Here is a 505-nt window from a genome sequence, read left to right as displayed (position 1 = left end):
CGCCATCATCGGCGGAGGGATGGTTGGGTTGGCGCTTGCCGCCGCATTCAAAGACAGTGACCTGCGTATCGCCGTGATCGAAGGTAACGTGCCAGATGAAACGTTGAATGAACTGCCTGATGTGCGAGTTTCTGCACTGAGCCGCTCAAGTGAAACCATTTTACGTAAGCTAGGAGCTTGGCAGGGTATTGAGCAACGCCGTGCTGCACCTTACTACGGTATGGAAGTGTGGGAGCAAGACAGCTTCGCAAAAATAGAGTTTGATGCACAAAGTATGGCACAACCTGATTTGGGTCATATCGTTGAAAATCGCGTGATTCAGTTAGCGTTGTTGGAACAAGTGCAAAAGCTAGAGAACGTAACGTTATTCATGCCTGCGCGCTGTGCGACACTCGCGGTCGGTGAACAAGAGAGTTGGTTAACGCTCGATAACGGCCAAGCGATGACAGCGAAGCTGGTGGTGGGCGCAGATGGCGCGAATTCGTGGCTGCGTAACCAGATGGAT

Annotated in this window: 1 protein-coding gene; it reads left to right on the top strand. The window is 52.1% G+C overall.

Going from position 1 to position 505, the window contains the following annotated elements:
- The coding region (locus tag R7O13_RS31270) for an FAD-dependent monooxygenase (RefSeq protein WP_318305782.1) at positions 1–505 on the top strand (505 nt) is incomplete at both ends.

This window comes from Vibrio sp. Y176 (genome assembly GCF_033438945.1).
Note: the sequence above shows the minus strand (reverse complement) of the source record. Positions and strands in the feature narration are given on the sequence as shown.